Annotated in this window: 10 protein-coding genes; 2 read left to right on the forward strand and 8 right to left on the reverse strand. The window is 66.9% G+C overall.

Features of this window, described 5'->3' with window-relative positions:
• Window positions 1-748: 748 nt before the first annotated feature.
• Window positions 749-3526: a S8 family peptidase gene (locus tag LL964_RS01485; RefSeq protein ID WP_104587107.1), complete on the forward strand. Its 2778-nt coding sequence runs from the start codon at window positions 749-751 to the stop codon at window positions 3524-3526.
• Window positions 3527-3643: 117 nt separating this feature from the next.
• On the opposite strand, the gene LL964_RS01490 is transcribed toward LL964_RS01485, so the two are convergent.
• On the reverse strand, window positions 3644-13837 hold the full coding sequence (locus LL964_RS01490; RefSeq protein ID WP_104587108.1) for an autotransporter-associated beta strand repeat-containing protein: 10194 nt from the start codon (window positions 13835-13837) through the stop codon (window positions 3644-3646).
• 687 nt (window positions 13838-14524) lie between these two features.
• Here LL964_RS01490 and LL964_RS01495 point away from each other — a divergent pair.
• The gene (locus LL964_RS01495) at window positions 14525-16336 is read left to right on the forward strand and encodes an EAL domain-containing protein (protein ID WP_104587183.1); all 1812 of its coding nucleotides are present in this window, start codon (window positions 14525-14527) and stop codon (window positions 16334-16336) included.
• A gap of 156 nt (window positions 16337-16492) precedes the next feature.
• Here LL964_RS01495 and LL964_RS01500 read toward each other — a convergent pair whose 3' ends face one another.
• The 7 genes from LL964_RS01500 to nirB form a co-directional block, all read right to left on the reverse strand.
• Window positions 16493-17419 carry a M14 family metallopeptidase gene (locus LL964_RS01500; protein WP_104587184.1) on the reverse strand — a complete coding sequence of 309 codons (927 nt, stop codon included), beginning with the start codon at window positions 17417-17419 and terminating at the stop codon, window positions 16493-16495.
• A gap of 107 nt (window positions 17420-17526) precedes the next feature.
• Complete coding sequence (locus tag LL964_RS01505; RefSeq protein ID WP_104587109.1) at window positions 17527-18036, reverse strand: ferritin-like domain-containing protein; 510 nt, start codon at window positions 18034-18036, stop codon at window positions 17527-17529.
• Window positions 18037-18744: 708 nt separating this feature from the next.
• Complete coding sequence (locus tag LL964_RS01510) at window positions 18745-19002, reverse strand: KGG domain-containing protein (protein WP_104587111.1); 258 nt, start codon at window positions 19000-19002, stop codon at window positions 18745-18747.
• 568 nt (window positions 19003-19570) lie between these two features.
• Window positions 19571-20317 (reverse strand): uroporphyrinogen-III C-methyltransferase, encoded by a 747-nt coding sequence (gene cobA, locus LL964_RS01515; RefSeq protein ID WP_208621430.1) that lies wholly within the window; start codon window positions 20315-20317, stop codon window positions 19571-19573.
• A 65-nt stretch (window positions 20318-20382) separates the two neighbouring features.
• Window positions 20383-23181, reverse strand: a complete 2799-nt coding sequence (locus LL964_RS01520; protein WP_167395300.1) for a nitrate reductase — start codon at window positions 23179-23181, stop codon at window positions 20383-20385.
• On the reverse strand, window positions 23178-23543 hold the full coding sequence (nirD, locus tag LL964_RS01525; RefSeq protein ID WP_167395301.1) for a nitrite reductase small subunit NirD: 366 nt from the start codon (window positions 23541-23543) through the stop codon (window positions 23178-23180). The genes LL964_RS01520 and nirD overlap by 4 nt, the downstream gene beginning before the upstream one ends.
• Window positions 23540-25957 (reverse strand): nitrite reductase large subunit NirB, encoded by a 2418-nt coding sequence (gene nirB, locus LL964_RS01530; RefSeq protein ID WP_230429240.1) that lies wholly within the window; start codon window positions 25955-25957, stop codon window positions 23540-23542. Before nirB ends, nirD begins: the two co-directional genes overlap by 4 nt.
• Between the last annotated feature and the right edge of the window lie 43 nt (window positions 25958-26000).

A 26000-nucleotide genomic window follows, 5' to 3' on the forward strand; every position in this document is an offset into this window, starting at 1 on the left:
GGACTATTTCCGACGAATTCCAGCATGTTTTCGTTTGCATATAAATCAAGATCTGCATTCGATACTCATCGAATATATTAAAAACGTGGCCCGATATATTTCATGAGAGGGCCATGCCCGTTTATATCAATTAGCATGCCTCAAGCGAGGAATTCGGCACAGCCAGGCACGCTGCCGTCAATCAGTGCCCCTTCGGTACGCCACTGTTATCTACATCATCTCCGCCCTCTACTTCGAACGTCCGGCGAACGGCAGCGGATGGCCGGTAGAGCTTGTCAGAAGAGCTAACTGGACTTCACGGACTGCTGTCGGAAATGCACCGACATCGCCTACGCAATCCCCTATGTGATGTGGGCTTCGTCGCATTTAGGATAGCCGCCCGTTCGAAAAAGTGATGCATACCGCTTGAGTTCGGCTGTTCTTTCACTCACACGCGATATCGCTGAATAACGTTTATTGAGATTGATGATCGATTAAATCGAAACGCCCTATCGGTGCATGAAACTCTCTGAATAACAACTGTCCATTCATATTTCAGAGTCGAGCGACAGTGCCGTTAAACATTCCGCAAGCGATCGACACCTGGCGGCGTTCAATAACGTTGCCAAGCCGAGGCAGTCCGAGGGGACGGATCTGCCGCTGTCGACGCACGTACCAACGACATCCAATGCCCGGACGGCGCGCCGCCGATGCCGGGACCCATTGCGCGAACCAGCGCTGTGCGCCTGATCAACGGAATCACCTGCCCATGAATCGCTCGCTTCTTGCAACCACCATCGCTTCCTGCCTCGTCCTGACCGCCTGCGGTGGCGGCGGTGGTGGCGGCAATGTGCGTAACGATCCGCCGCAGAGCACCGTGATCGGGCCGGCGCCGACGGCTCCCAGCACTCCCACCACGCCGCCCCCGACGACGCCCACCACGCCGGGGACCACCTCCGATCCTCTGCCCAGGACCACGCCGACTCCGGCTCCGGCGCCCGCCCGCTATCAGGGCGTGGGCAGCAATCTGCTGGTTCCGATCAATGCCGATCTGGCGCAGCAGGCCGGCGCCAAGGGCCAGGGTGTCAAGGTGGCGGTCCTCGACGACAATCTCTACGCAAGCTACGCCCCGCTCAGCGGCAAGGTCGATGGCTTCACCGACTACACCGCCAGCCCCGGAACGCCAGAGTCTTCCTCCAACGCGTTGCGTGGCCACGGGACGGTGATCTCTGCGCTGGTGGTAGGTTCGGACCAGGAGGGCTTCGCCGGCGGCATCGCGCCGGATGCCGACCTGTTGTATGCGCGCATCTGCGCCGAAAATTCCTGCGGTACCCAGCAGACGCGCCGCGCCGCGGTGGACCTGGCCGCTGCCGGCACGCGTATCGCCAACCTGTCGATCGGGGCATCGTATGCCGACGCCGCCGGCAGCGCGAATGCGGCCCTGGCCTGGCGTTTCGCGCTGACGCCGCTGGTCCAGGCCGACGCACTGATCGTGGCCGCCACCGGCAACGCCGGCGCGGACGAGGCGGCCTACCCGGCGGCCACGCCGGTCCAGGAGACCAGCGTGCGCAACAACTGGCTGGCAGTGGGCGCAATCAACGTCGACAGCGCAGGCAACCCGGCGGGTCTGACCAGCTATTCCAATCATTGCGGCGCGGCCGCGCAGTGGTGCCTGGTGGCGCCGGGCAGCTTCACCGCGCCGGCGCTGGCCGGCACCGAACTGCAAGGCCAGGTCGCCGGCACTTCGTTCTCCACTGCGGCCGTCAGCGGCGTTGCGGCGCAGGTGCTGGGCGTCTACCCCTGGATGAGCGCCTCCAACCTGCAGCAGACCTTGCTGACCACCGCTACCGATCTGGGCGCCCCCGGCGTGGATGTGTTGTACGGCTGGGGCCTGGTCAATGCGGCCAAGGCGATCAAGGGGCCGGCGCAGTTCGCCAGCAACTGGGCGGCCAATGTCGGTGCCGGCTACGACAGCACCTTCAGCAATGCCATCTCCGGTCCCGGCGGGCTCACCAAGAACGGTGCCGGCCGGCTCACCCTGAGCGGCAGCAACACCTACAGCGGCGGCACCAGCGTCAGCGACGGTGTGCTGTCGCTGAGCGGCAGCCTGCGCTCGGACGTGATCGTGCTCAACTCCGCCACGTTCGAATCGCGCGGCGGCGTGATCAACGGCGGCTATAGCCTGGTCAATTCCACCGGTACCACGGCCATCGAACTGGGCAAGGGGCTGACCGTGACCGGCCAGGCCAGTCTGAAGGGCAACCTGCTGTTGCTGCCCGAAGCGGCAGGCTACAGCGTCGGCGGCAGCGAACGGATCGTCACCGCCGGAACCCTGCTGGGCACGTTCGATCGCGTGCAGTACGCCAACAATTTCTTCTGGACCGCTGCGCTCAGCTACGCGCCCACCTCGGTGACCGCCACGCTGACCCGCAATGCCTCCGCCGCCAGCGCGCAGGCGGCAGGTGCGCCGCAGGCGGTGGTCAATGGCGCCAAGCAAGCCGATGCGCTGGTCAAGGCACTGGATACCCGCGTGGCCGCCGGCGACACCGACAACCTGGGTGGGCTGATCACCGCCACCGGTGCGTTGATCGGCGCTTCCGACGCACAGGTGGCCGCATCGCTGCCGACCCTGGCCGGCCAGGTGCATGGCATCGAACGCACGCTGGGCTTCCAGTCCGCGCTCAACGACGCGCGGGTCGCTGCCGATCGCCTGCCCTATCTCGCCGACACCACCTCGCTGACCACCTGGATGCAGGGGAGCTACCTGGATGGCGACCTGACCCGCAGCGGATTTGCCGCCGCCGACTACACCCAGCAGGCCACCACCGTTGGCGCGGATCTGCCGGTGGGCGGCGCCGGCACCATCGTCGGTGCGGCGGTGACCGCGGGCCAGGATCGTGCGCAGATCGATGCCTCCGCCAGCCGCCTGCGTGCGGACCGCTATGCGATGAGCGCGTATGTCTACCAACCGCTCGGCCAGGCCTACGTTTCGGGCATCGGCTCGTACGGCATGAGCGATGTGGAGACCGAACGCAATGTGCAGGCGGGCAGCATCGGCGAACGGCTGCAGAATCGCCGCCACGACACCCACTGGTCGCTGCGCGCCGAAGTCGGTCTGATGCCGCAGGCAGGCCTGTCGCCGTTTCTCGCCGCCGGGGTGGTCAGCCAGACCCAGGACGCGTTCGGGGAAACCTCGCGCACCGGCCTGGGACTGAGCGCCGGCCGCGATACCCTGCGCGCCGGATACGTCGAAGCGGGCGTACGCGGCCAGCTGACCCGCGGCCAGTGGGATTTCGATGGCCTGCTGGCGTACCGCTCGCTGTTGGGTAACCCGTCCACCGACTTCACCGCCTGGTTCACCGGATTGCCGGAGGCCCGCTTCAACGTGGCCGGCGAGCCTGTCGCCAAGCAGGCGCTGCGCGCCTCGGTCGGGGTGCGCTACCAGATCAATGCGGCGTTTTCGGTGTATGGCAACGTCGGTGCCGAACGCGCCCGTTCGGACGCGGACAGCATCAACGCCAACCTCGGCCTGCGCTGGCAGTTCTGACCGCACCGCGGCGGCGGACCGCAGCAATTGAGCCGCGACCTCACTGACGCGCGGCGAATCGAGCAAGCGCAAGCCCCGGCATGCCGGGGCTTGCGCGTTGCAGGGCGTAGCCGGCGCTCAGAAGCTCCAGCCCCAGGTCAGCTGCCCGCCATAGGCGGTCTGGCCATCGCCGTTGAGCCCCTGCACGGACAGCGACATGCGGCTGTTGGGCGAAGTGATCAGGCTGAGCCCCAGCTCGCCGACTGCCGCATTTTCGGCCAGGGTGACGCTCTGCACCGCGAACTGCGCCTGCGTGCCGATGAAGCCCGCCGATCGCTGCACGGCACGATCCCCGAAGGCGTGCCGCCAGCCCAGCGACGCGTACAGGGATGCCGGTTGGCTCAACGCCCAGCGCCCGCGCACGCCCAGGGTGCCGGTGACGAATTCGTCGGTGGCGCCCCGGACCGAGAGTCCGGCGATTCCGCCACGTTCGCTGAAGCCATCGGTCTTCAGCCGGGTGTAGTCGGCAGCCAGGAACGGGCTGTAGACCGCATCGCCGCTGCGCCACTGCCAGGATGCCTCCAGCGATGCAGTCACCGCGGTGGCATCGTAGTCGCCGACAAGCCGTTCTTCGAGCACGCCAGGCAGCAGGACGCGACGCGCGCTTTCCACCTCGTAGTCGGCGTAGTCCACGGTGGCCTGCAGCGAGAACGCCGACCAGGCGAACTGCCCATAGACGCCGACATGCGTGCCATCGATCTCGGCGCGATCGCCCCACTCCCGCGACCAGCTCTCGATGTCCTGATTGCCCAGCGCCACACCGATCGTGCTGCGTTCGCCGATGCGACGTTCGGCGCCGGCCATGAGGCCATTGTCCTGGCGGCGCACCGACTGCGTAGCGGCATCGCCATCGACACGGTTGGGCAGGCTGCGCCCGGCGATCCACACCGTGGTGTCGCCGATCCGGGCATCCTGGCTGTCGCCGCGCAAATGGTTGCCGACACCGCCGGCGAGAAAGCGGCTGTCCAGCAGTGCGGTGGCGGTGCTGGCGTGGCTTTCGCCCGACAGCGAGGCGAAGGCGGTGACGATCGCCGCCGGATCGTCGGGCAGGCGGACCACCGATTGATACACCGGGCTGGTGGTGGGCAGGCCCTCCACGGCCGATGCCGCGGCCTGCTGGTTGGGCGTGGTCACCGTATCGATCATCGCCACGGTATTGCGCCCCAACCAGATCGACAGACCGGTGGCGCGGGTTTCGAGGTTCGGTTCGAGGAAGGCGTAGTCGGATACGACGTTGCTGAATTGCCCACTCGCCCCACCGGCGGCATTGATCACCGGAACCTCGGTGAACAGCGGCCATTCGGCACCGCGTACCACCTGCAGGGTACTGCCGGGCGCGACGACCGCTGCGCCACCGACCGTCAACGGTGTCACCTCTCCGCCCGCTCCCGGCGTCACCTGCAGGGTGGAGCCGTTGCCGATGGTGGCATCGCCACCGACGTTGAGCGTGCCGTTGCTGCCGCCGATCAGCAGGCTGCCACCGGAGAGATTCAGGCTGCCGATGGTGCCGCCGCCGGTGAGCGTGCCGCCCGGCCCCACCGTGACCGGCCCGCCGAGCGCGGCGCCCGGATTGGCCGCATTGCCGATGCTCAAGGTGCCCGCATTGACCTCGGTCGGCCCGCTGAAGCCGCTGCTGTTGGCGGTGAGCAACAAGGTGCCCAGCCCATCCTTGACGAGACTTCCGACGCCGAACAGCTGGCCGGAATAGGTGCCGTTGGTGGTCTGCAGAAAGGTCAGCGTGGCGTTGTTGGTGATGTCGCCCTGCAGGCTGCCGGTGTTGCCGATCAGGTTGCCGGCGGCGATGGTGGTGCCGCCAAGATACGTGTTGACGCCAGCCAGCGTGACCGCACCGGTGCCGGTCTTGAGCAGTGCACCGCTGCCGGCGATGTTGCCGGCGAATGTTCCATCTCCGGCCTGGTCGAATACCAGCACGGCATTGTTGAGGATATTGCCCTGCAGGCTTGTGGTGCTGCCTTGCAAGGTGCCGGCGGCGAGCGTAGTGCCGCCGCTGTAGCTGTTGGCGCCGACCAATGTCAGCACGCCGCCGCCCTGCTTCACGACGTTGCCGACGCCGCTGATGGTGCCAGCGAAGGTGCCATCCCCGGCCTGGTCGAAGACCAGCGTGGCATTGTCCACCACGTCGCCTTGCAGGCTGCTGGTGTCGCCGATCAGGCTGCCGGCGCTGACCAGGGTACCGCCGGTATAGCTGTTGGCGCCGGTCAGTTGCAGTGCGCCGGCCCCGCTCTTTTCCAGTGTGCCGGTGCCGCTGATCGTGCCCGCGTACACACCGCCGCTCGCCTGGTCGAACACCAGCGCGGCGTTGTTGACGATGCCACCCTGCAGACTGCTGGTATCGCCGATCAGGCTGCCGGCCACGATGCTGGTACCGCCGGTATAGCCATTGGCGCCATCGAGCAGCAAGGCGCCTGCGCCGTCCTTCACGAGGCTGCCGGTGCCGGTGATCGAACCGGTGAACACGCCAGCACTCGCCTGATCGAACACCAGCGTGGCGTTATCGACGATGGCGCCTTGCAGGCTCGCGCTATCGCCCACCAGGGTGCCGGCATCGACCGTAGTGCCGCCGGTGTAGTTGTTGGTACCTGTCAGCGTCAGGGTGCCGGTGTCGGTCTTGAGCAGCGCACCGCTGCCGCCGATGTCGCCAGTCAGCGTCATCGCTGCGGGCGTCGCCACGCTGAGCGTGGCGCCCAGCGTAACCGCGTTACCGAGGACCGTGGCGATCGCATTGCTGAGGACCGCATCGCCGGTCACCGACAAGGCGCCAGTCCCCAGCGCGCTGTCGCTGCCGACCAGCAGCGTGCCATCGCCAAGCACGGTCCCTCCGGTGTAGCTGTTGGTACCGCCAAGCGCGAGCGTGGCGGCGCCGTTCTTGATCAGACTGCCCGTCCCGCTGATGGGGCCGGACAGGCTCAGGTCGTTGCTGCCCAGCGCGGTCATTGCACCGTCGAGCACCACGGCGTTGCCGACCGCCAACGCCTGCGTGCTGTCGAGCGCGGTGCCGGCGGCGGCGGTCAGCGTGCCGCTGCCGAGCGCCTGCGCATCGCCGAGGATCAGGCTGCCGCCCCCCAGCGCCGTGCCGCCGGCATAGGTATTGGCGGCACCGAGTATCAGCGTCCCGGTATCGAGCTTCTGCAGGCCGCCGGTGCCGGTGATGGCGACATCGAGGGTGCCGGTGACGCCGGGGTCGACGCGGATGATGGTGTTGGCGGCATCGGCGCTCAGCGCGCCGGCACCGTTCAGGACGTAGCCATCGGTGAGGAACTGCATGCCGACGATGCTCTGGGTGCCCTGCACATCGACAGTGCCGGCAGTGCCGCCGAAGACCGCGAACCCACTCTGCCAATCGCTGTTGGTCGCACCGTCGATCGATGTCCAGTTGGTTCCCCCCGCCGTCCATGTCCCGCTGCCGCCATCGATGCCGCCATTGGCAACGGTCTGCGCACCATCCCAGAACTGCACGTTACTGCCGGGCGAGAGCACCACCACGTTGACCTGCTGGGCCAGCGCGGTCTGCAGGCTCAGCTGGGACGGGTCCACGCTGCCGGGAAGCGTGCCGAATCCCAGGCCGTTGTCGGTCAGGGCGCCGCTGTAGTCGATCAGGCGGTAGACGCCGCTACCGAACCCGCCGATATCGGTGATGTTGAGCGTGCCGTCCAGGGTCAGATCGCCGTTGACCGCCAGCACCCCGGTCTGGCCGGGAATGCCCAGGAAGGCGTCGAGTGTGGCATTGGGCGCCATGCTCAGGCTGCCGGTGGTCAGCAACGCGCCGCTGCTCACCACCAGGCGTCCGCCATCGTTGACGGCGACAGCGGCATCGACCACCCCGCCACCGCTCAGGGTGCCGCCCGCTCCAACGCTCAGGCCGCCAGCACTGGCCAGCGTGCCATCCACGTCCAGCGTGCCACCGATGATCCGGGTGCTGCCGCCCAGCGTGCTGGTGCCGGTCAATTGCAAGGTGCCGCTGCCCAGCTTTTCCAGATCGCCCGCGTCGCTGAAGCTGCCGGCGAAGCTGCGATCGCTGTTGTCGCCACCGAGCTGCAGCGTAGTGCCGGCGCCGATCGCGACAGTGCCTGGCCCGGTCACTGCGCTCAGACTCGTATCGCTGCCCAGCGACAGCCCGGCACCGGCGGCCACCTCCACCGTGCTGGCGCTGCCCAGTGTGCCGGTGGCCGACGTGGCGAGCACGCCGGCCTGCACCGACACCGGACCACTGAAGGTATTGGCACCGGCCAGGGTCAGGCCGCCGGCCCCGGTCTTGGTCAGCGCACCGGCGCCACTGAGCGTGCCGGTCAGGGTCAGATCCGCAGCGCTGGCGATGTTCAGCGCCGCACCGAGATCGATGCTGTTGCCCAGCGCCAACGCGATCGCGTTGCTCAAGCTGGCATCGCCCAGCACCGACAGGCTGCCGGTGCCCAGGGCCGTATTGCTGCCCAGCGCCAGGGTGCCGGCGTTCAACACGCTGCCGCCGGCATAGCTGTTGTTGCCATCCAGGGTGAGCGTGGCGGCGCCGTTCTTGATCAGACTACCCGTCCCGCCGATGGATCCGGACAGGCCCAGGTCGTTGCTGCCGAGCACGCTCAATGCGCCATCGAGCACCACGGCATTGCCGACCGCCAACGCCTGCGTGCTGTCGAGCGCGGTGCCGGTAGCGGCGGTCAGCGCGCCGCTGCCCAACGCCTGCGCATCGCCGAGGATCAGGCTGCCGGCGCTGAGCGCAGTGCCGCCGGCATAGGTGTTGGCCGCGCCGAGCCGCAGGGTGCCGGTGTCGAGCTTCTGCAGGCCGCCGGTTCCGGTGATGGCGACATCGATCGCGGCGTTGGCGCCGGGATCCACACGCACCGCCGTGAGCGGTGCGCTCACCGCCAGCGCACCGCCGCCGGCATCGGTGAGCTGATAGCCATCGCTGACGAACTGCAGGCCGCCGACATTCTGCGTGCCCTGCACGCCCACGCTGCCGGCGGTGCCGGAGAACACCGCGAAATCGCCTTGCCAGGTGCTGTTGGTCGAACCATCCTGGCTGGTCCAGTTGGTCGCCGCACCCCATGTGCCAGCGCCACCGTCGACACTGCCGTTGGCGGTGGTCTGCACGCCGTCCCAGAACTGCACGATGCTGCCCGGTGCGGTGACCACCAGATTGATCTGCTGGCCGATCGCGGTCTGCAGCGCCAGCTGGCTGATGTCGATGCTGCCGGGAATGATGCCGAACAGCACGCCGTTGTCGGTCAGCGCGCCGGTGTAGTCCATCAGCCGATAGACGCCGGTTCCGAAGCCGCCGATATCGGTGATGTTGAGCGTCCCGTCCAGGGTCAGGTCGCCATTGACCGCGAGCAGCCGGGTGGCGCTGGGCGCAGCGAGCGCCACGTCCAGCGATGCGCCCGGTGCCAGGGTCAGCCCGGCGACACTGAGCGAGCTGCCGCTGGTCAACGCCAGCCGCCCCCCATCGCCGATGGTGACGCCGCTGGCGATGCTCCCGTTGCTACCGCTACCGGTGAGGGTGCCGCCCAGCGCAACGTTCACTGCGCTGGTGCCCAGGCTGCCGACGACATCCAGGGTGCCGCCGCTTACCTGCGTGCCGCCGCCGATCGCGCTGGTGCCGAGCAGGCGCAGCGTGCCGGTGCCGATCTTGTCGAGCGCGCCGCCGCCTCCCAGTGCACCGGCGAAATCGCCGCCGCCCAGTTGCAGGGCCGCCCCGGCAGCGGTGTCGACGCTGCCGGCGCCCGTGAGCGCACCGATCAGCCCTCCGCTGCTCAGGTCCAAGGTGGCGCCCGCCGCGACATCCACGGTACCGGGAGCGCCCAGCGCCGCCGCGGTACTGGCGACCAGGGTTCCGCCCTGGATCGCCAGCGGGCCGGTGTAGGTGTTGCTCCCGGTCAGCGTCAAGGTACCCAGGCCGGTCTTGGTCAGCGCGCCCACGCCGCCGATGCTGCCGCTTGCCAGCATGTCCGCCGCGTTGTCCACGGTGAGCGCGGCTCCCAGGTCGATGCCATTGCCCAACGCCACGGCGATCGCATTGCTCAGGGTCGAGTCACCGGTCACCGACAGCGTACCGGTGCCGAGCGCAGCATCGGCCCCGACCGCGATCGTGCCGGCAGCGAGTGTGGTGCCGCCGCTGTAACTGTTGCCTGCGTTGAGTGACAGCGTGGCGGTGCCGGTCTTGACCAGGCTACCGCTGCCACCGATCGCGCCGTTCAACGCCAGATCGTTGCTGCCGACCAGGGTGAGCTGGCTGTTCAACTGCAGCGTATTGGCGACGCCAAGCGCGGCCGTGGTCTCCAGCTCGGCTGCGCCATCGACCGCGAGTGCGCCCGTTCCCATTGCCGTCGCATTGCCGAGCACCAGGCGTCCGCCATCCAGAGTCACGCCGCCGTCGAAGGTATTGGCATTGCCCAGGGTCAGCGTGGCAGCCCCTTGCTTGTCGAGACTGCCGGCGCCGCTGATGACGCCGCCCAGTGCGAGGTCCTGCGTGCCGGGCAGCGTCAATGCTCCGGTCAGCGTGAGTGCGTTGTCCAAGGTCACTGCAGTGGTGGCATCCAGCGCCGTGCCTCCCGCAGCAGTCAGCGTGCCGGTGCCCAGGGCGGTGTCGCTGCCGACCACTACGGTGCCGGCCTGCAGCTGCAGGCCACCGGACCAGGTGTTGCTGCCGTTGAGGGTGAGCGTCTGCGCTCCGTTCTTGATCAGGCTTCCGGCGCCGTCGATGACGCCGTTGAGCGCCAGATCCTGGCCATCGATGGACAACGCCCCGCCGAGCGTCACTGCGTTCTGCAAGCTCGCGGCGATCGCGGCGCTGAGTTGGGTGCCGCCGGCAGCGATGAGCGCCCCGGTGCCGAGCGCCGTATTGCTGCCGACGATCAAGGCGCCCGCATTCAACGACGTGCCGCCGCTGTAGAGATTGTTGCCGGACAGGGTCAACGCACCGGCCCCTTGTTTGATCAGGCTGCCGGTTCCGCCGACGCTGCCGGTGAGATCGAGTGCGTTGCTGCCGGTCAGCGATAGCGCACCATTCAGCACGACATCGTTGCCCAGCGTGGTGGCGGCGGTGGCCTGCAGCTGCGTGCCATCGGCGGCGGTCAACACGCCGCTGCCCAAGGCCGTGCCGCTGCCGACCAGCAAGGCACCGGCATTGAGATCCACGCCGCCGGCGAAGGTATTGGCGCCGGTCAGCGTCAAGGCCGCGCCGCCGTTCTTGACCAGGCCGGCGCTTCCGCCGATCAGACCGGTCAGTGCGAGGTCCTGGCTGCCGCCCAGTTGCAGGTCCGCGGCCAGCACGACATCGTTGGCGAGGGTACGCGTGGCGGTGGTGTCGAGCAGCCCGCCGGCAGCGGTCAGGGTGCCGCTTCCCAACGCGGTATCGCTTCCCAGTACCAGACTGCCCGCGCTCAGCCGCGTGCCGCCTGCATAACTGTTGTTGCCGCTCAGGGTCAGGCTGGCGGCACCGAGCTTGTCCAGGCCGCCGGCACCGGCGATGTCGCCGGTGAGGGCCAATGCGGCGCTGCCACCGATGTTGACCAGGCCGGTCAACGCGATCGCATTGGCGAGCGTGCTCACCGCAAGCGTGTCCAGCGTGGTGCCGGCAGCGGCGCTGAGCGCGCCGGTGCCGAGCGCGGTATCGCTGGCGATGTTGAGCTTGCCGGCACTCAGGGTGGTGCCTCCGCCGAACAGGTTGTTGCCGCTGAGCGTGAGATCGCCGCTGCCGGACTTGACCAGGCTGCCTGCGCCGCCGATCGCCCCGCTCAGCGTCAGTGCCTGCGCGCCATCGAGCGTCAATGCGCCGCTGTTCACTGCGATCGCATTGCTCAAGGTGGTAGGTGCAGACGCCTGCAGATTGGCATTGCCGGTGACGGTCAATCCGCCGCTACCGAGCGCGGCACCGGTGGCGACCTGCAAGGTGCCGGCAGTGAGCGTGGTGCCGCCGGCGTAGGTGTTCAAGCCGGTCAATGCAAGCGTGCCGGTGCCGAGCTTGTTCAAACCGCCTGTCCCGGCGATGGTGCCGGCCAGAGTCAGCGCGGTGCCATTGCTGCCCACGCCCAGCGTACCGGTGAGCGCCAGCGTATTGCCCACGCTGGTTGCCGCATTCGCATCGAGGATACCGCCGCTGGCGGTCAGGGTGCCGGTACCCAACGCAGAGCTGGAACCGACCACCAGGCGTCCGGCGGTCAACGTCGTCCCGCCGGTGTAGGCGTTGCTATTGCTCAGGGTGAGATCGCCTGCCCCGCTCTTGAGCAGCGCGCCGTTGCCATCGATGGTGCCCGCCAGGGTCATGGCCTGCGTGCCGGTCCAGTTCAGCGGCGCCGACAACGTGATGGCGTTGCCCAGTACCAGTGGCGCACTGCTGCTGAGGTTGGCTGCGCCGGTGACGTTGAGCGCGCCGCTGCCCAACGCGACATTGCTGCCCAGCTCCAGGGTCCCTGCCGCCAGCGTCGTGCCACCCAGGTAGGTGTTGTTGCCGGTCAATGTCAGCACACCGGTGCCGGTCTTGGTGAGGCCGCCGGCACCGGAAAGCGTTCCGGTCAGGCTGAGTGCGTTGCCGCTCGCACCGACACCGAGGGGATTGGTCAATGCGAACGCATTGCCCAGCGACAGCGGAGCGGCGTTATCCAGCGCGCCGCCGGCAGCGGTCACCGTCCCCGTACCGAGCGCGGCGCTGCTCTCGAGCATGGTGGTGCCGGCGCCGAGCACGGTGCCACCGAGATAGGTATTGGCGCCCCCCAGGGTGAGCATGCCGGTGCCGACCTTGGTCAGCGCCCCGCTCCCGCTGATCGCGCCGCCGAGCCGTACCGCATTGGATCCCCCGACACTGAGTGCGCTGTTGAGCACGAAGGCATTCGGCAGGTTCACTGCGGCACTGGCCAGCAAGCTGCCGCCGGCAGCGGTCACCGTGCCCGTGCCCAGCGCGGCGCTGTTGTCTGCTGTCACGGTACCGCCACCCAGCGTGACCCCGCCACTGAAGCCATTGGTGCCGGTCAGGGTCAGCCCCCCGGTTCCACTCTTGACCAAACCGCCTGCACCGGTGATGGTGCTGCCGATGGTCAGGCCATTGGTGCCCTGCACCGTCAATCCGCCTGCCCCCAGCGTGATGCCGCCGCTCGGGGCCAGGGTCAGACCGGCGGCAGTGGCCTCCAGCGCCCCACCATTGGCGGAGATCGCAGATCCCAGCTGCGCGGGGGTCGCGGTGCGCAAGACGCCGCCATTGAGCGCACTGCTGCCGAAATTGCTGGCGCCGGCAAGCGACCAGGTGCCGCTGTTGACGCGTAACGTGCCGAAGTTGATGTACTGATCGGTACTCAGCGTGCCGGTGCCCGCACTCCCGCTGCCGGTGCCGCTAGCGGAGTTCTGCAGCAGCAGCGTATTGCTTCCGCCCGCACCGCCATCCACGACTCCGGTGCGCGCAAAGCTCAGCAATCCACCGGGGCCGAGCAACTCCAGCGCGAGCCCGCCGCCGCTGTTGACGCTGCTACCGGTGACTGCAGTGAAGGTATTGGTGCTGCCCACCCCCATCGACACGCTACCGGTGATGGTGCCGCTATTGATGAAGGTATTGCCCGCGGCCGAACTCTGGAACGCAACCCGACCTTCGATGGTGCCGGTATTGACCGCATTGACCGTGCCGCCGCCGCTGACCGCGATCACCGGCGTGTCTGCGCCCAGCACCGACAGATTCAACAGCGGCCTGCTGCTGATCAGGCCGGCATTGTTGATCTGCACGGTGCCGTTGCTGGCCGAGGTCATGCCCAGTGCCATGCCGTCGAGATTGAGCAGATTGGCGCCGAGCAGGCCACCGGTGCCGTAGATGGAGCCGCTGGCCAGATTGTTCGCGGTGACCGTGGTGGAACCGGCATTGCCCATGGTGACGCCGGTGCCCAGCACCGACAGCAGGCCAAGGATCGATGGATCGATGGTGCCGCTGTTGTTGAGGGTGGCGTTGGTCCCGGTGAGCGCGATGCTGGTACCGCCCAGCAGCCCGGCTGTCATCTGCGTGCCGGACGCCACATTGACAGTGAGATTATTCGCGTTGCTGGCGAAGCTGTTGCTGACGCCCGCGAGCCCGGTGCAGGTCACGGTCGCCCCTGCTGCCGGTAGCGCCGGCGTACAGGCCCCCCAGGCCAGTGCGGGAGCCGCCGCCCCGGCTGCCAGGATCATCAGTTGCGGCAATGCCCTGCGGGTGGCGCCGGATTTGCGGCGCCGCCGCACCAATTCATGCGTCACTACCCAATTGCCGATGGCAGCGTTCCAGACCAGCGCAAATGCACGATTCATTCTGATTCCCCCTGTGACGGGAACGCGCAATCCACGGTTGCGCTCGCCCGTGTTGGCAATGGAGTGAGATGGAGTTTATCGGCGACAAAAACCCGCTTCTGTCGCCTTGGCAACGGAAGAGCTTTAATACCAATCGCAGTTAAACGGTGAAGAATTAATAATCGAATCGATATGAATGAAACTGTGATTAATATCACTAACTATAAAGATGCACGCCATTCCGGGCCGATCTGTCTATTCGTCCGCTCGCGCCCGCCGATGCGACGAATTGCAGCGTCCGGTATTCGTCAATCGTAGAGGATGCTTGAAATAACAGTTCTTTTTGGACAATTGGCGGCCTGAAGAGGAATGCCGCTTCGCTCATTGTCGCCGTGCCGCCTCATGCCACTGATTATCCTGACAGCCAGGCGAACCACTCTCCTGCCAGGCCTGGCCTGCACGATCAGGCGGCACCCATTGTCGGTCCGGATGCGCTCGCTTATTGGGTAAGACCAATTCGATTTCGCCACATCGGTGACGCGCCGGCGATAGCCGATTGGTATATCCAGTGGGCGATATACTCTGGTTCGTAGAGTCCGCTTGTTCGCACGCAAAAATTTCGTCCAGCGATTATCCTGTCTGCGTGCTCCGAACGCCGCTTCGTCACCTGTCGACGACCCGGATATGTTTCTAGTACGCGTGCAGTGCGTGATCATCGACACGGAATCTGACGACATGACGCCGGCCTCGGGAGACAACATGCAGGAACGCCAGTCCGACTGGTCGGGAGTCCCGATCGACTTGGGCGGCATGGAACCGCTGGAGCAGATCGCCCGCTTGCTGTGTCATGCGCTGGTCGCCCCCGCCGCCGCACTCACCATCACCGAAGGCGGCCGGATGCGCGTGCTCGCTGCCCGCGGCATCGACCCGGACCATGTCGAGCGAGCCATCGCCGTCTGTCCGCCAGCGTCGACCTCGGCCGCTGGCATTTCCGAGTTGATCGAACACGAGGTACTGGCATCGATCCAGCTGGGTGACGCGGCCTTTCCCGGGCTGCCGGCGCGCTTTATCGCCTGCGTGCCGGTCGGCGCGCCACAAACCGGAATCTGCGGCACCCTGTGCGTGATCGACACGCGCGAGCGCCGTCTGGCCAGCCAGGAGCACCAACAGTTGCGTATGTTCGCCAACGTGGCTGCCGCACAGCTGGAACTGCAGTTCGGGGCGGGCCGCCGCGAGCCGCATAGCGGCCTGTTCAACGCGCGTCAGTTGCAGTCGGATCTGGATGCGCTGGCCATGGGCAGCCATCACGTACCCACCATCGCGGCCTTCATCGAGGTCTACGATACCCAGGCCGCCAACGAAGCGCGTCAGGCGCTCGGCATGCAGCCGCTGGAAGAATTGATCCGGCATGCCAGCTACGTGCTGACCCGTGCGCTGCGCGGCAAGGCGACGGTGTATCACGTGGCGCCGATGCGGTTCGCATTCTTCCTGCTCAATTCCGCGCCCGACGAGATGGAAGACCTGCTGCTGGATCTGCGCGACATGCTGCACAAGCCAGTGGACGCCGCCGGGGTACCGATGTCGCTGACCTTCCACGCCGGCGTGGTGCGTTTCGCTCCGCAGCGGCCCGATACCAACGACGTCATGCGCAAGGGATTGGTCGCGCTCGGCGATGCCATCAACAACCACGCCATCGTGTGCTGGTACAGCGCATCGCACGACGATGCCATCCAACGCTCCTATCGACTGGCGCTGGACGCCGAAAGCGCGTTGAGGGCGGGTGAGTTTCGCCTGGTGTTTCAGCCACGCATCCACCTGGCGGACCTGTCGGTCACCGGCTTCGAAGCCTTGCTGCGGTGGCAGCACGCCAGCCTTGGGCCGATCGGCCCGGACGAGTTCATCCCCCTGTTCGAGAAGACCGCGCTGATGTGCACGGTCACCACCTGGGTGATCGAGAAGGCGCTGCAGCAATTGGCGCAGTGGCGCGCACAGGGGCTGGAATTCTCGATTTCGATCAACCTGTCCTCGCGCGACTTCGGCAACATCAATCTGGCTGCGGACGTGATCAACCGCTGCAGGGAGCTGGAGATCCCCACCGCGCGGATCGAACTGGAAATCACCGAGGGCCGCTGGCTGCGCAGCAACGTCGAAGCGGTTCCGCGCCTGCGTGCACTGCGCGAGGCCGGCGTCAGCGTGGCCATCGACGACTTCGGGACCGGCTACAGCAACTTCGGCTACCTCACCGAATTGCCGGTCAACGTCCTCAAGCTGGATCGCTCGCTGGTGACCGGGATTGCCAACAAATCCGGCATGCAGACGCGCGCAGAGGCGGTCGTGCGGTTGGCGAGCGCGTTGGGCTATCGCACCGTGGCCGAGGGCGTTGAGCATGCCGACGAGATCGCCCTGCTCCGTGGCTGGGGCTGCGACGAAGCGCAGGGCTATCTGCTGTCCAGACCGATGGAGGCGCACCTGGTGGCCGACTATGTGCGCCAGGCCACTGCGCAGGGGCGCCTGCCCTGATGTCACTGCCGCAATGAAGCCCCGCTGCCGTCGATGCGGTCGATGCAGTCGACGCACCTCCTCCACGGTCACTGCGGATCTGCCTGCGGTGACCGACCGGACGTGAGTGCGCCCCGCCCTGGACAAATTCATGGACACCCGTCGCCGAGACGACGCTCAACCGCCCGGCTGCGCCAATGCGTGATCCAGCGCAGCGCAGATCGCGGCCACCTGCGCTGCATTGCACTGCGCGGGCGTGGCCTTGGGGCTATCCGGATAAACCTCGGTGGTGGTGCGGTAGCGGGCGTCGGTGACGCCAGCGCACAGGCCCAACCGTCGGACCGGGTAATGGATGACGCCGTGAGCTGCCACCGGCGCGCCGATGATCTGGCCCTGCGCATCGGGTGGCGCGATGTGCGTGATCTTTGCCACCGCCGCGATCACCGCCTGCTGGAACTCCGGTTGCGGATCCTCGCTGTCGCCCACCAGATAGAACCCGTCGGGAATGCTGCCCGGCACGAATGCCACGCCGTCGCGCGCGGCCAGCGCTGGGCGGAACTCGCTTTCGTCGCTGTCGGTGGTTTCATGCAGGTCGATGTGCACCAGCATTCGCCCCGGCGTTGCAGCGACCAGTTGCATCAGCGCCGCCGACTCCGCCGCCGGGCTATGCGGGCCGAACGCGCGGTTCGGATCCACCGCCTCGGCATTCCAGCGCTGGACGCGCTCGTATCCCCAGGGATTGACGCAAGGTGCCACCAGCAGATTGATCCTGCCGGCATAGTCCGCGCCACGCTGTTGGAGGAATTGCAGCGCCCCCTGCACACCACTGGTTTCGTACCCATGCACGCCACCGGTGACCAGTGCGCATGGCAGCGCGGCATTCCACATGGCACTGCGTAGCGCCAGCAGCCGGTAGCGGTCGGTCGCCGAGACGATCGTGCCGTATTGCTCACAGTCATAGCGCGCGGCCAATGCGGCAATGGGCTGTTCGACATCGATCGCATAGCTACGCCTGGGCAGCTGGCGCGCGCGCCAGGCGCTGCGCTCGGCCTCTTCCCAGGGGCGCCCGGGGGTGCCGATCGGATAGGTCTGTTGGATTGTCATGGCCGAACCGCGTTGCTGATGGAAGCGCAAGGGTAAGGGCAAGAGGCGCTGGCGCAAAAAGGCCCCGCAATGCGGGGCCATGCAACTGCCAGGACAATCGAGGCGCCTTACTTCTTTGCTGTCACGCCCGGGGTGGCATCGCGCACCAGGAACTCTTCGGTAAGCTCGGGCAGATGGGCCAGCAACCAGTCGGCCATCGCTTGCTCCTGCGGCAGGATCTGCTCGCAGACCTGCTGGGTCTGGACATCGCCGACAGTCCTGGCCGCGCCCAGCAACGCGGTATAGGTGGCGATCTCGAGATTCTCGAACACATATCCGGCCATCGCGCCCTTGATGATCTCGTCGGACGCAGCCATGCCGCCCATCGCCTGCCCGAATGCGGCCATCTTGCCCATGGCATCCTTGACCACGGACGGCGACCCTCCCAGGCGCTCGATGCACGACTCGACCAGGCGTTGCTGTCCCAGCGTTTCCTCCAGATGCTGCTCGATGCGCGCCTTGAGCTGCGGATAATGCTCGATACGCGCGGCCTGGGCCTTGAGCATCTGCTCGGCCTGCTGCTCCATTGCATGCGCATCGCGCAACCAGTCCATCAGATTTTCGTTCGGCTCTGCCATGTGGGCGCTCCAGTGAGAGTGATGACGGAATTTCAGCCTGGAGCCCCCCGCATGAAAGACGCGGCTGCATCCAGTGAACGGCATGTCGCGCCCTGCTCTCGAGATCGCCAGCCCATACAGACCTCTCCCGGGGCACGGTGGCGCGCTTGCCTTGCACTGCACGCGAACCACGCCAGCCTCATCGCCACACCGGCGCGCGCGTTGGTGCCATCAGCTGTTCATGCTGCCCGCCGATACGACACATCTTTCCAACCTGCGGACGGGCGCAGCGGGCAAGCGTGAGGTGCGAAGAGGGTGCGCTGGGGACCGGAGCGCACATACGGTCCCTAACGGTTCAGGGCATCTGCCGCGCCCGCTTTGGCGCCAGCGCAGCGGTCCTGCCAGCTGTTTCAGCGGCATCGCCGAGGCGGATGCAGGATTTGCCGATGCGGGATAGGCTCGCCAGCGCCGAGTGCAAATTTTTACTGCAATCGATGTCGTTCCTCCGGCAGGCTTGCAAATTTTTCACTCGCGCCTATTTGCACCGAGACATCAACCAGTTACAGCCCGCTCACGGCGCCCATGCGCGAATATTTGATTACCTGATACTTCATTTTGCAATCGATTGCTTACCGACATGATTTTCGCTCGCAGACGCTCTGCTGGAGCCCGACCGCCGATCCTGCGACCCTTGAGAGAACCGGCACGCCGCAGCGTGCCGGTTCTTCATCAGGCGGATTCTTCCTGCGGCTTGGCCTGCTTGGAGCGGCCACCCTTGCTCCCGATACGCGACATGTGATCGCGATCGCGACTGACCGCCTGCCCGCCTTTGCGGCCTGCCTCGCGTGCTTCGTCGCTGGTGAATTCGTGCGCATTGCCGCTGGCATGCGCTGCCTTGCCACCGCTGCTGGCCAGGATGCGGCGCTTCTCCGGATCCAATGCTGCAAAACCGCGCCGGCTACGGGTACTGTTTTGTCCGTCTTCCACTGTGCCTCCTCTCGATACATCGGGTACGTCATTGGGTAAGAGGCTTACCGCAACTATCGTGCCAACCCGCAAAACCAGGCTGGGCGGTGCACACCGCTCCGATGCAGGAAGAAACCGCTGCGCTCGCTGCGCAAATCTTGCACACCTGACACACGCGCAGCTGGATTGCGGCGTGGACGGTTAGCGCTACCACGCCGTGGCGCTGACGGCAGCCGGACGGCACGCGTTGCCCTCCACCGGCTGCATTGCTCGCCGGATCGGCGCTGGGTCCGGCGTGCATGCGGATGCAGATGGATGCGTGCGCGTGGAGCGGATTGCCCCTCTGTGCAGCGCCGACACAAGGATTGGCATCCGTCGTGCACTGTGTGGACTGCTGTGGGGCGCACCGCACTGCGCTCCCATGCGGGAGCGGAGCGACATGCTCACGTGTGCCGGCCTGCAGCGACGCCAAGGCAGCTGCCCTGCCCGCGCCTGGTTCGTGGCCACCTGTGCGTGACGCCGGCAGAGCTCTGCGGGCAAGGCCATCGGCGATTGCCGGCCCGCAGATGATGTGATCTTGCGCGACGGATCAGCCGATCGCGTGCTGCAGCAGCGCAACGCCGCGATCGTCGCACGCCATCGACGCTTCGCCCAGCGCGCCGCCCACCAGCAGCAAGGTGGGCAGGCCCGCGGGCAGCGTCGCTGCGGTGGCGCCCAGCTCGCCCAGCGTGGTGAGCCGGCGTTGCTGTTCCGCACGTGTGGCCGCCTGCACGATGGCGGCCGGCGTGCTGGCCGGCAGGTGCGCCAGCAAGGCCGCTGCCAACGCCTCTGCACGGCGCAGCCCCATATAGATGCCCAGCGTGGTGCCACTGGCGGCCAACGCCCCCCAATTAGGCTCGCCATGGTCGTGCGTATGCGCAGTGACGAAGGTGATGCCATGGCAGTGGCTGCGATGGGTCAACGAGACTTCCAGCGCAGCGGCAGCGGCGAATGCCGCACTGACGCCGTTGATCACCTGCACACCAACGCCGGCTCGGCGCAGGAAATCGATCTCTTCGCCGGCGCGACCGAACAACAGCGCGTCGCCGCCCTTGACCCGCACCACACGCAGCCCCTGCAGGGCGTAACGCCGCATCAGGCGGCAGATGAACTCCTGCGGCGTGGAGCGGCAGCCGCCGCGCTTGCCCACGCGGATCACGCGCGCCTGCGGTGCCAGCTCCACGATCTCGGGGTTGGCCAGATCGTCGAGCAGGAGGACCTGCGCCGACGCCAGCGCCTTGACCGCCTTGATGGTGAGCAGTTCCAGATCGCCAGGGCCGGCGGACAACAACACCACATCACGCGCGCAGGAAGGTGTGACGGACATGAAGGATCTCGCAGTGTGTGGAGGAAGATGGGGCATCAGGCCAGCCGAGGTTGGCGGCATAGCCGGGTGAGTTGCGGAACGCAGGAGCCACACACGGTGCCGCAGCCCAGACGGTGCTTGAGCTGCGCCACATCGGCGCCGTCGTCGATGGCCGCATGGATCGCCGAAGCCGCGACATTCATGCAGGTGCAGACGATGGGGTCGCTGGGCACGCTGGGTGCCTGCGCGAATACCGCCAGCCGCGCACCACGCCACGGATTGCCGGTCAGTGCGGTGGTCAGCAGCGCGTGATTGGCATCGCTGGGCTGGGCGGCAGTGAGCAACAGGCCGTCGATATGGCTCTGCCCATCCTGCGTTCGCCAACCGACACGGCGCATCAGCCCGCGGCGCAGATCGCGATACTCCAGCACATCGGCGCCGGCCGGCAGCTGCAGCGCGGCGACCAGGCGATCGATCCACGCTGCATCGGGCGCACGTTCGCAGGCCGCGTGCAACACCGCCCACTGCCCGGCGGCGTCTGGCAATGGCTCGGCATGCAGGCGCAGGCTGGCATAGCCGCATGCGCGCAACAGCGGTTGCAGCGCCTGTTGCAGGGCCAGCGCGTCGCCGCGCCGGGCGGCCAGCAGGTGCCAGCCGAACGCCGCCTTCTCCACCCGCACGGCCGCGTGCTTGAGCTCGGGTTGCTGCGAGCGCGCGTCCACTGCCGGCGTGCTCACCTCATTGATGCCGCCACTGGAGAGCGTCTGCCCGCTCCAGTGCATCGCCGCAAACACCGTACCCGAGCGCAGTTCGTCGGACAGCTCCAGCGGCAGCACCAGGGCGCCGCGCTTGCTGGCGACCTGCACCAGGTCGCCGGCCACCAGCCCGCGCCGCGCCGCATCGTCCGGATGCATGCGCAAGCTCGGTTCCGGGCTGTGCGCGAACGCGGCCGCCACTCGCCCGCTGCGCGACATGCCATGCCACTGATCGCGCAGACGACCGGTCAGCAGCCGCATCGGAAAGCGCGCCGAGGTCGCCTCGGCCACCTTGCGATACGCGGTGGCGTGGAAGCGCGCGCGTCCGTTGGCGGTGGCGAACACGCCATCGGCATAGCGCCGCGCCTGCCCCTGCGTGCTGCCTGCCGGAAACGGCCAGTGCTGCGGGCCGTGGTCCAGCACGGCGTAATCCAGGCCGCCGATATCCAGATCCCGGCCCACCGTCAACGCGCGGTGCTCGTCGAAGACCTGCGCGGTGGTCTCGAAAGCGAATAGCCCGCCCGCTGTGCCCGGTTGCAATCTGGCTTCCAACCCACGCGCCACCTCGCGGGCGATCCACCAATCCGCACGCGCCTGGCCTGGCGGCTCCACTGCCTTGCGCACGCGAGTGATGCGGCGCTCGGAGTTGGTCACGGTGCCGTCCTTTTCGCCCCAGCTGGCGGCGGGCAGCAGCACATCGGCATACGGCACGGTGTCGGTGCCGGCAAACGCGTCCTGCACGATCACCAGTTCGGCCTGCTCCAGGGCCGCGCGCACGCCGGCGATATCCGGCATCGAATGCACGGGATTGGTGCACACGATCCACACCGCTTTCAGCGTGCCGGCGCGCAGACGTTCGAACAACTGCACGGCCGGCGTGCCCGGGGTGTCGCTGATGCGCCCCGCCGGTACGCCCCATAGCGCCTCCACTTCCGCACGATGCCCGGCGTTGCCGATCTCGCGGTGCGCGGCCAGCATCGTCGCCATGCCGCCCACTTCGCGCCCACCCATCGCGTTGGGTTGGCCGGTCAACGAGAACGGCCCCGCACCGGGTTTGCCGATCTGCCCGGTGGCCAGATGCAGATTGATCAGGGCCAGATTCTTGTCGGTGCCGTGCGCAGACTGATTCAGGCCCATGCAATACAACGACAATGCCGCCGGGCTGCGTCCGAACCACTCGGCCGCCTGCACCAGGTCCTCATGCGAGATACCGCAGATCTCGGCGCTCATGCGCGGGGTGTATTCGCGCAGCATTCGCTTGAGGTCGTCGAAGTCCTCGGTATGCGCCGCAACGAAACGCGCATCCACCAGACCCTCCCAGATCAGGTGATGCAGCATGCCGTTGAACAGGGCGACGTCGGTCCCGGGTTCGATCGCCAGGTGCAGGTCGGCCATGGCTGCGGTATCGGTGCGACGCGGATCGATCACGATCCAGCGGAGCTCGGGGTTGCGCGCGCGTGCCGCTTCCAGGCGTCGGAACAACACCGGATGCGCATACGCCATGTTGCTGCCGGCGAACAGCACCGTCTGCGCCAGCTCCAGATCTTCGTAGCAGGTGGGCGGGCCATCGGCGCCCAGCGCCAGCTTGTAGCCGGTGACCGCGCTGGACATGCACAGCCGCGAGTTGGTGTCGATGTTGTTGGTGCCGAGCAGCCCCTTGGCCAGTTTGTTGAAGACGTAGTAGTCCTCGGTCAGCAACTGGCCGGAGAGGTAGAACGCCACCGCATCGGGCCCATGCTCCTGGACGATGGCCGCCAGTTTGTTGGTCACATGAGCGAACGCCTGCTCCCAGCTCACCGGCGCACGGGGCGCCTGTCGGTGTCGGCGCAGTTCCGGTGCGAGTACCCGCCCCTGCGTGCTGGTGGTCGTCTGCGGCAGCGCCAGCCCCTTGCTGCACAGGCGCCCACAGTTGGCCGGATGCTGCGGATCGCCTTCGATGCCGACGATGCGCTCGCCCGCGTCGTCGTGCTCGCTGTGGATCAGCACACCGCAGCCGACCCCGCAGTAGCAGCAGGTCGAACGCGTGATGCGGTGCATCGGCGACGCCACGGACGCTTGCGCAACGGTCTGCGGGGATGGAGACGACAGGCCCTCGCTCATGCCGCGGGCTCGGCGACGGCCTCCGGCGCCTGCACCGGCTGCAACACGATCCACACCGCACCGCTCTCCACTTTCACCGGATAGCGCGGAGCGCACCCCACGTCCGGCGCGCAGGCCTGCCCGCTCTGCAGGCCGATCGCCCAGCCATGCAGCGGGCAGGTCACCGTGTCGCCGGCCACGATACCTTGCGACAGCGGCCCGCCCTTGTGCGGGCAACGGTCGCGCAATGCGAACACCTGATCGCTGGCAGTGCGGAAGATGGCGATCGGCGGCAGGCCATCGACTTCCAGCACGCGTGCGCCCAGCGTCGGCAATTCCTGCAGCGCGCACACATGTACCCACGCATTGTCGTGCATGCTCATCCCTCCACCGTTGCGGCAGGCGCTGCGATCCGCAGCGGTTGATATTCCTGCCGACGCTCTCCGGCAATGCGCGCCTTCCACGGATCGACCAGACCCTCCAGCGAATACAGCAGGCGCTCGTACAGCGCACGCCGGTTGGCCGCATCGTCGACCACCTGGGCACGGATGTAATCCAGCCCCACCCGCGCGATGTAGTGCACGGTGCGATCCAGGTAATAGGCCTGCTCGCGGTACAGCTGCAGGAACGCACCGGTGTATTCGCGCACTTCCTCGGGCGTGCTCACCTTCACAAGGAAACGCGCCACCTCGGTCTTGATGCCGCCGTTGCCGCCGACGTGCAGCTCCCAGCCCGAATCCACTGCGATGATGCCCACGTCCTTGATGCCGGACTCGGCGCAGTTGCGCGGGCAACCGGACACCGCCAGCTTCACCTTGTGCGGGCTCCACATATTGGCCAGCATGGTCTCCAGGTCGATGCCCATCTGCGTGCTGTTCTGCGTGCCGAAGCGGCAGAACTCGCTGCCCACGCAGGTCTTCACCGTGCGGATGGACTTGCCGTAGGCGTGGCCGGAGGGCATGCCCAGGTCGCGCCACACGTCCACCAGATCCTCCTTCTTGACCCCGAGCAGATCGATGCGCTGCCCTCCGGTGACCTTGACCATCGGCACCGCGTACTTGTCGGCCACGTCGGCGATGCGGCGCAGCTCGCCGGCATTGGTGACCCCGCCCTTCATCTGCGGAATCACCGAGAAGGTGCCGTCTTTCTGGATGTTGGCGTGCGCGCGTTCGTTGATGAAACGCGACTGCGGGTCGTCGATGGCTTCATGTGGCCAGGTCGAGAGCATGTAGTAATTGATCGCCGGTCGGCAGGTGGCGCAGCCGTTGGGCGTGCGCCATTCCATGAAGGCGTAGGCCTGCGCATGGGTCAGCAGCTTGTGCTCGCGGATGGCGCGACGCACCTCGCCATGGCTCAGGTCGGTACAGGCGCACACCGCCTTGGTCTTGGGGGTTTCCTGGAAGTTGGAGCCCAGGCAGTTCATCAGGATCTGCTCGACCAGCCCGGTGCACGAACCGCAGGAACTGGCAGCCTTGGTGTGCTTCTTCACCTCGTCGACGGTGAACAGACCCTGCTCGCTGATCGCCCTGACAATCGTGCCCTTGCACACGCCGTTGCAGCCGCAGACTTCGTCGCTGTCGGCCATCACGCTGGCGCGATCCTGGCCACCGGTGCCGGCATCGCCCAACGCGCTTTCGCCGAAGATCAGCTGATCGCGCTGCGCCTGGATCGGTGTGCCGTCCTTGAGCAGCTTGAAGTACCAGCCGCCATCGCCGGTGTCGCCATACAGGCAGGCCCCCACCAGCACGTCGTCGCGGATCACCAGCTTCTTGTAGACGCCGCCGGCGGGATCGGACAGCACGATCTCCTCGCAGCCGTCGCCGCCCATGAAATCGCCAGCCGAGAACAGATCGATGCCGGTGACCTTGAGCTTGGTCGAGGCCACCGAGCCGCGATAGATGCCGATGCCGAACTGCGCCAGATGGTTCGCGCAGACCTTGGCCTGCTCGAACAACGGCGCCACCAGGCCGTAGGCGATACCACGATGGTTTGCGCACTCGCCCACTGCGTACACGCGCGGGTCGAAGCTCTGCAGGCTGTCGTTGACCACGATGCCGCGCGAGCAATGGATGCCGGCCTCTTCGGCCAGCCGCGTATTGGGGCGGATACCGGCTGCCATGACCACCAGGTCGGCCGGGATCTCGCTGCCATCGGCGAACTTCACCCCGACCACCTCGCCCTGCGCATTGCCGAGCAGAGCGCTGGTGGCGGTGTTCAGACGGAATTCCAGCCCACGCGCGCGCAGCGCCTGCTGCAACAGGTTGCCGGCCACCGGATCGAGCTGGCGTTCCAGCAGCCAGCCGGCCAGGTGCACCACGGTCACGTCCATGCCACGCACTTTCAGGCCGTTGGCCGCTTCCAGGCCCAGCAGCCCGCCGCCGATCACCACCGCATGCCGCTTGCTGCGCGCAGTGTCGATCATGGTGCGGGTGTCCTGGATATCGCGGTATCCGATCACGCCCTTCAGATCGTTGCCCGGAATCGGCAACACGAACGGCACCGAGCCGGTGGCGATCAGCAGCCGGTCGTATTCGGCCTCGGTCCCGTCGGCGGCGATCACCCGGCGGCGCACACGATCGATGCGGGTGACTTCGGTGTTCAAATGCAGATGGATGCCGTTGTCGCGGTACCACTGCAGCGGGTTCAACACGATGTCGTCGAACTCCTGCTCGCCGGCCAGCACCGGCGACAACAGGATGCGGTTGTAGTTGGGGTGTGGCTCGGCGCCGAACACGGTGATGTGGTACATGCCCGGCATCAGCTTGAGCAGCTCTTCCACGGTGCGGATGCCGGCCATGCCATTGCCGATGACGACGAGTCTGGGTTGCTTCATTGCCTGG

It is taken from the genome of Xanthomonas melonis, assembly GCF_020783655.1.
GTDB lineage: Bacteria > Pseudomonadota > Gammaproteobacteria > Xanthomonadales > Xanthomonadaceae > Xanthomonas > Xanthomonas melonis.